Origin of the sequence: Herbaspirillum sp. B65, from assembly GCF_000333555.1 — a bacterium.
In the GTDB taxonomy this organism is placed as follows: domain Bacteria; phylum Pseudomonadota; class Gammaproteobacteria; order Burkholderiales; family Burkholderiaceae_D; genus Herbaspirillum; species Herbaspirillum rubrisubalbicans.
Genome location: NZ_BADI01000602.1, coordinates 1 through 7,027 on the forward strand (window position 1 = coordinate 1; position 7,027 = coordinate 7,027).

At 65.2% G+C, this 7,027-nt stretch carries 5 protein-coding genes and 1 pseudogene; 1 reads left to right on the top strand and 5 read right to left on the bottom strand.

From position 1 onward, the window contains the following. Window positions 1-175 (bottom strand): annotated as a pseudogene (locus tag I5W_RS33390) (2-hydroxy-acid oxidase); the annotation flags it as partial. Between the two features lie 294 nt (window positions 176-469). Between I5W_RS33390 and I5W_RS14200 the strand changes: the two are divergent. Further along, window positions 470-1,024 carry a cob(I)yrinic acid a,c-diamide adenosyltransferase gene (locus I5W_RS14200; RefSeq protein WP_026052083.1) on the top strand — a complete coding sequence of 185 codons (555 nt, stop codon included), beginning with the start codon at window positions 470-472 and terminating at the stop codon, window positions 1,022-1,024. On the opposite strand, the gene I5W_RS14205 is transcribed toward I5W_RS14200, so the two are convergent. The 4 genes from I5W_RS14205 to dxs form a co-directional block, all read right to left on the bottom strand. Continuing rightward, entirely contained in the window at window positions 1,021-2,373 is a 1,353-nt protein-coding gene (locus I5W_RS14205) for a DUF3999 domain-containing protein (RefSeq protein ID WP_044529716.1), read from the bottom strand. The genes I5W_RS14200 and I5W_RS14205 overlap by 4 nt on opposite strands. Continuing rightward, window positions 2,370-4,193 carry a DUF2339 domain-containing protein gene (locus tag I5W_RS34035; protein WP_306302673.1) on the bottom strand — a complete coding sequence of 608 codons (1,824 nt, stop codon included), beginning with the start codon at window positions 4,191-4,193 and terminating at the stop codon, window positions 2,370-2,372. Before I5W_RS34035 ends, I5W_RS14205 begins: the two co-directional genes overlap by 4 nt. Next, window positions 4,151-5,710, bottom strand: coding sequence for a DUF2339 domain-containing protein (locus tag I5W_RS34040; RefSeq protein WP_306302674.1), 1,560 nt, complete (start codon window positions 5,708-5,710; stop codon window positions 4,151-4,153). Before I5W_RS34040 ends, I5W_RS34035 begins: the two co-directional genes overlap by 43 nt. 204 nt (window positions 5,711-5,914) lie before the next feature. Continuing rightward, window positions 5,915-7,027, bottom strand: a 1,113-nt coding sequence (dxs, locus tag I5W_RS14215) for a 1-deoxy-D-xylulose-5-phosphate synthase (protein ID WP_044529717.1), incomplete at its 5' end; no start/stop codon positions are given.

Consider the following 7,027-nt stretch of genomic DNA (forward strand, 5'->3'; position numbering starts at 1 on the left):
GGGCGAACACCACGGCGTCGGGCAGCATGGGATCGTAGGAAGATTCGTCGCGGCCGTGATGCTCGCGCATGGCCAGGGTGGTGGAGCAGCGCTCGCCGAAGACGGCCTTGAGCTCATCGAGCAGGGCCTGCGGCACGGGGCGTTTCAGTTGGCGGGCATCAACTAGGTGATTCATGCAATTTCTCTCAGGTGTCTCGGGTCGGGGTCGTTGTTCTCAGTCTGGTGCAGGACGACGCAGGGCCGGTGCAATGGACTGACCACTGATCAATCGATGAATTTTACTCTCTTGCGGGCAAGAGATTGCCGCAATCTCCCCACCCGTCTCGGCGGGTGGAGCAAATCAAGTGAATTATTTACGCGATATCTGGCGGTATTGGCGCAATCGGCCGCTGCGCTCGCCTCCTGCGGGAAGCGCTTGCCTTGGTCGATGCTTGCGCTTAAGCTCCCCCCGGATGATCAAGGAGCAATGATGGGCAACCGACTTTCCAGGATCGCCACCCGCACCGGCGACGATGGCAGCACCGGCCTGGGCGATGGCAGCCGGGTGGGCAAGGACAACCTGCGCATCCAGGCGCTGGGCGATGTGGATGAATTGAATTCGCACTTGGGCGTGCTGTTGTGCGAGACCCTGCCGGCCAGCTTGCGCGAAGAACTGGTATCGATCCAGCATGACCTGTTCGACCTGGGCGGCGAGCTCTGCATCCCCGGCTATACGGTGCTGGCCGAGGCGCACCTGGCGCGGCTGGATGCGCTGCTGGAAAAGTACAACGCCACCCTGCCGCCGCTGCAGGAATTCATCCTGCCGGGCGGCTCGCGCACTGCCGCGCTGGCCCATGTCTGCCGCACCGTATGCCGCCGCGCCGAACGCAGCGTGGTGATGCTGGAGAAGGCCGAGGCCGGCGTGAATGCGCCGGCGCGGCAATACCTGAACCGCCTCTCGGACCTGTGCTTCGTGCTGGCGCGGGTGCTCAACCGCGCAGCCGGTGGGCAGGATGTGCTGTGGCAAAAAGGGCGCCAGCGCTAGGGTTCCTGGGAGCCCGCAGCCTGACTGCGCGCCAGGCGCCAGGCAATCAGCCCCAAGGCTGCGACGGCCAGGATCAAGGCCAGCCAGAGGATGATGCTGCGCGCACCGACTGCGGGGGCAGCAGTTGGCTGGTCCACCGGCATGGCCAGTGGCGCACCGAGAACGGCCTGGCCAAGCTCCGGCTGCGCTCCCATCAGCAAGTCTTCTTTGGGCTGTGACACTGGCAGCAAAGTCGCATTGCCTGCTCCCAGCATGAACGGTGGCGCGCCCCGTGTGACGAAGGTCAGCTGCGCTGGCCGCCAGCCCAGCGTCACTTGCGGGATACCGTTGCCAAAGCCGCCATTGCGCATATCTACCAGGATCCTCCAGTGCCGATCTGGCGTGGCATCGAAGCGCAGGGGCGGCGACAGTTGCTCGCCAGTCTTGCCTTGCAGCCGGAACACGCTGCCGCTGGCCACCTCGCGCCACGGCGCCTGGACATCGGTACGGCTCTCCAGCGACACTTTGGCGATGGTATTGGCCTGTGGCAGATCGATGCGCAGGCTTTCCACCGGGTAGACCCCGCCCGACTCGAAGCGGTACTCGCCGGCCAGCGTGCCGGCCTGCACCTGCACCGCCGCGCGCCATAGCAAGGGCGCGGCACTACTCTCGGCCACCGGTTCCGAGACGCTGGTCTCCACCTCGACACCACCGATCTGCGGTACGCCATCGGGCCAGCTCAGCCGGAGATAGCGTTGGTGCACACCCTCCAGTGCCACCCGCTCCTGGATCAACTGCTTGCCCTCCGTGGTGGCCTTGAGCAAGGCGGCCTCAGCCACCGCTTGCCACTGGCTCAGATCAGCGCTCGCCTCCACTTGCACACGACCGGCATATTGCTCATTGCGCAAGCGGATCCGCAAGGCGTCCACCGGCGTCGCCCGCCCGAGATCGACCAGGACCGTATCGTCATTGCGCCGGCTGGCGGCTGGCGCGCCGACTTCGGCGCGCAAGGTGCCATCGGTGTCCAGCGATACGCCCAGGCGGGCCTTGTCACCGCTCTTGACAGTCGGCACGGCAAACCAGGAGACCGGGGTCAGTACCGTGCGTCGCGCGGGCGCCGGGACGGTGCTGAGCTCCAGCGAAAACGGGACCGGCTCTCTGGCGCCATTGACGATACGCACATCGCCCAGATCGCTGCGCTGGCTGGCCGCGTAGACCTCGGGCGGCAAGGACAGGCGGAAGTAGGGGCCGCTGCCGCTCAGGTTGAGCGCATACCATTGCGCCAATGAGGCCGGCGGCGCCCCACCTTCTCCAGCCTGTGCCACCAAGGCCATCAGGCCGGCGCAGACTGCCATCATGACGCGCTTCATTGTTCTGCCTCCGCTGCCGCCACCGCGGCCTTGGGTGGCAAGGGTGAGAAATATCCGACCAGCAATAGCAGCACCCCGACCCCGATGAAGGAACATACGCTCCAGGCCCTGGATGCGCGAGAGGTCGAACAGGACAGCTTGACCACGGTCACGGCCAGTAGCGCGGCGCCGACGAACCACAGCAGGCGCGTGCCGCGACGCGTGGCGATGACCTGCGTGGTCAGCGCGCACACTGCCCAGAACACCGTGAGCGCGGCTGGGCCCAGCGTGGAATGCGAGATGGCCTCCAGCGTGTAGGGCAAGTCGGTCCAGTGATGCAGGGTTCTCAACAACATGGCGTTGAGCCAGAGGAACGCCGTCGCACCCACGGCCCATCGCAAGGGGGTGCGATAGGACGCCATCGACTCGCCCTGGAGATCCAATTGGCCCACTTGCCCCAGCTGGTGCAGGCGCGCAAACCAGAAGGCAATCAAGGCATAGATGGCCAGCAAGACCGCATCCAGCGGATTGAGCAAGGGCAGGCGCATCCAGTGGCCACCGGCCTCGGTGAGGTTGACGTAAAGCGTCCACAGCCACAGCACCCCGACCAGCGGCATGGACGCCAGCACACAGAGCTTTCTCAGCCGTTCGCTGTGCACCATCCACAAGGCGGCAAAGGCGAAGGCACTCCAGCCCAGCACGAAGACCTGTTGCCAGCGCAACGAGGCCAGTACTTCGCCGGGGTCATACGCGATGCCGGCGTAGTGATGCAAGGTACGCAGCAGCAAGGCGTTGAACCACAGGAAGACCGTGCCGAACGCAAGATAATTCACTTCAACCGGTGCTTGCGCTACCCCCAGCTGGCGCAAACGGCCTATCCACGCGGCCACCGCGATGAAGGCCAGCAATTGGGCCACATCCAGCGGATTGAACAAGGGCAGCCAGAACAGCGGCGCGGCGTCACCATCGCTGAAGGTACTGGCGATACTCCAGCCCCACAGCAACAGCGCCAGCGGCGCTGCGCCCCACACCTGGTAGGACCAGGCATAGGCCGCCACCGGCCAGCGCAGACGCCTGCCCAGGGTGGCGATCGCCAGCAGGCACAAGCCCAGCCCATAGGCCCAGGCGCTCCAGCTCCAGGCGCCCTCGGGGACGAACTCCCGCAAGCGCCAGTAACCCTCGAAGGCCAGCACCGCGCAGGTCATCCAGAAACTCAAGAGGTGCTGGAGCGCATAGGGTGGCCAGATCTTGCTCTGCTCGCCAGGCTGCGGGTCGGACGGCAGGCACCACAGGATGCCGAAGGTCGACGCCAGCGCCAGCGGCCAAGCCAGGATGCCCCAGCCGCTCAACGGCGCGGCGGGCGTCAGGAACAGACCCAGCGTCAGCAAGGCCAATATCGGTGCCAGGGCTTGCTCCACCCGCAGCGCCAGCGGCCAGGCCAGCCAGCGCCGGGCGGCATGGGCCAACCAGGCCGTGAGGATCGCCAACAGCAGCCAGGCGGACAGCACGAACGACAGCGACTGCTCCGGCGCCAGCGCGGCGGCGTGCGCCAGGATTTCACGTCCCCCGGCGACCGTCCACCAGCACAGCCCCCAGACCGCGGCGACCAGGCCGACTTCAGGCAACCAGGCGTGCCAATGGCGCGCATCGCTGCGCACCTGCAACCACCAACCGATGAACAAGCCGGCCAGCGCGATCATCAGCATCGCAAGGAACTGTCCATTGACCACCGGCAGCGCCAGTGCACTGCCGGACTCACCCCAAGAGGCCAGGAAGGCCACTGCCGCCGCGACCTGCATCACCAGGCCAAACACCAGCGCCAGCAGCCGACGCTGGCGCACGGACAGCCAGACGATGGCCGCGCCTCCAAGGCCCAGGCCGCCGCAGTGGTCTGCCCGGAGAAGGCAAAGGGGATCGCCATGGTGGCAAAGATCATGCCCATGGCCAAGGTCGAATCAAACAGCAAACCCAGCCGCTGGCGCCAACGGCCCAGAGCGGCCGTCAGCAGCAGATAAAAGGCCGACAGGGCCACCGCACTCCAGGCCAGGCCGAACGGCATGGACTTGACCAGCGCCCCTTGCAACAGGGTGGCCGCAATCGGGGTGCCGAAGACCAGCGAGCCATCCACATAATGCTTGAGCGCCAGTTCGCGCTGCACGGCATACAGCAGCGCGATACCGACATACATGAGGAAGAACAGCACCAGGAAGGCCTCGGTACTGGCGAAGTGCTCCGGGCGATAAGAGCTCAGGCCCCATGCAGTGCCGATGACGAAGGTAAAGAAGAATCCCAGCAAGTTGAGCGAGCGCCAGGCCTTGAACCAGGCGATGGCAAAGATGCCGGCATTGAGCAAGGCGTAATAGCTGAAGAGCGCCACATGGCTGCCACCGCCGCTACTGACCAGCACCGGCGCAAGGAAACCGCCAGCGCTACCCATGAAGGCCAGCGGCGCCGCATCCTGGCGGATCGCCAAAAAGGCGCTCAAGGCGCAGACCACCACCATCAAGGGCAGGGCCATGGCCGATGGAATCAGGGCATACAATTTGACGGCGGCAAACACGGTCAGATACAACACCCCGACCCCGCCGCCTTGCAAGAGCAGTCCATAGACGGTGCGGCGCTCGCGCAAGCGCCAGCCGACCACCAGCAAGGCGGTCGCCCCCAGTGCCGTACCGGCCAGGCGGAACTCGATCGGCAGCAGGCTATTGTTGGCCGCGTACTTGAGCAGGAAGGCCACGCCGAAGAACAGCACGACGATGCCCACGCGTACCACGGTATTGCCACCCAGCAGCCAGTCTCGCGCGGCATTGAAGGCGCGCTCCAGCAGGTCTGGTGTGTGCGGCTGCGGCTCTACGGGAACAGGCTGCTGCGTCTGTGTGCGTTCCACGGCAGCCACCGGTACCGGCGATTCGGCCGGAACCGACGCCACCGCAGGGGCAGGTTCGGGCTGGATCGCCGCCTGCTGGACCACCTCCGGCTCGGCCTGAACCGTGGCAGCAGCGACGACGCTTTTTGCGTCAGGCACGGGTTCAGGTGACGGCGCAGTGGGTTCGACTTCTGCGTCCAGGGTGGCGAGGTAATGCGGCGATTGCTGTTTTAGCCGCTCCAGCTCTTGGCTGAGCGACTCGACCCGGCCTTCCAGATATCTGACCCGTTCGCTCAACGTCTTGGTCTGCACCGCCTCACCCGGGGGCAACAGCTCCGGCTTCTCGGCGGGAGGCTCATCATCAGCAAGCACATTGCCCAGCCAGAAACCCAAGCCCGCCACAATCACGGCGGTGGCTCCGATGGACCAATCATTGAACCACGCCAGCACAATACCGAATACACCACCGGTGACCATCATTACCCATCTCATGGGCCTCTCCTCGTTTGAATTCTTGCGGGAGGATTTGAGAAGCACCCGGACACGGCTGCCGATACCCCAAAAACATTCCCCGTAGCAATAATTTTAATTGATGAGGTCTTGGACCAGTACAGCGGTGGGATGTTCAACGCAAGTGCGCTGCCCCAACGGACAAGGTCCGCCAGGGTGAGAGGCGACGGAAGGAAAGACGGGCGCTCAGCCGTTGTTGACCACCAGCTTGGGCTGATCCTTGCCAAAGCGCTGGGCGATGGACTGGGCGATGCCATCGGCATCCAGCCCGCATTGCGCCAGCAGTTGCGCGGCATCGCCGTGGTCGATGAAGCGGTCGGGCAGACCCAAATGCAGGATGGGCTTGTTGATGCCGGCCGCAGCCAGCGCTTCGGAGACCGCGGCACCGGCGCCGCCCATGATGCAGCCCTCTTCCACCGTCACCAGGGCATCGTGCGAAGCGGCCAGTTGGCGCACCAGTTCCACGTCCAGCGGCTTGATGAAGCGCATGTTGGCCACCGTGGCATCGAGCTTGTCGCCCGCGCCCAGGGCCGGCGCCAGCAGGCTGCCGAAGGCCAGGATGGCCACCTCCTTGCCCTGGCGGCGGATTTCGCCACGGCCCAGCGGCAAGGTGTCCAGCGTCTTCTCCACCGCGGCACCGATACCGGCGCCACGCGGATAGCGCACGGCGGCCGGGCCGGGATATTGGTACGCTGTGGAGAGCATCTGGCGGCATTCATTCTCATCGGAAGCCGCCATCACCACCATGTTGGGAATACAGCGCAGGAAGGCCAGGTCGTAATTGCCGGCGTGGGTGGCGCCATCGGCGCCGACCAGGCCGGCGCGGTCCAGTGCAAAGGTCACATCCAGGTTCTGCAGGGCGACGTCATGGATCAACTGATCGTAGGCACGTTGCAGGAAGGTGGAATAGATCGCCACCACCGGCTTCATGCCTTCGCAGGCCATGCCGGCGGCGAAGGTGACGGCGTGCTGTTCGGCGATGCCCACATCGTAATAGCGATGGGGGAAGGCCTTTTCGAAGGCCACCATGCCCGAGCCTTCGCGCATGGCCGGGGTGATGCCGACCAGCTTGTCATCGGCAGCGCCCATGTCGCACAGCCATTGGCCGAACACCTGGGTATAGGTCAGCTTGCCCCCGGCGCTGGGCTTGATGCCTTCGCTGGGGTTGAACTTGCCGGGGCCGTGGTAGAGCACCGGGTCGGCCTCGGCCAGCTTGTAGCCCTGGCCCTTCTTGGTGACCACGTGCAGGAACTGCGGGCCCTTCAGATGCTTGAGATTCTGCAGTGTGGGGATCAGGAA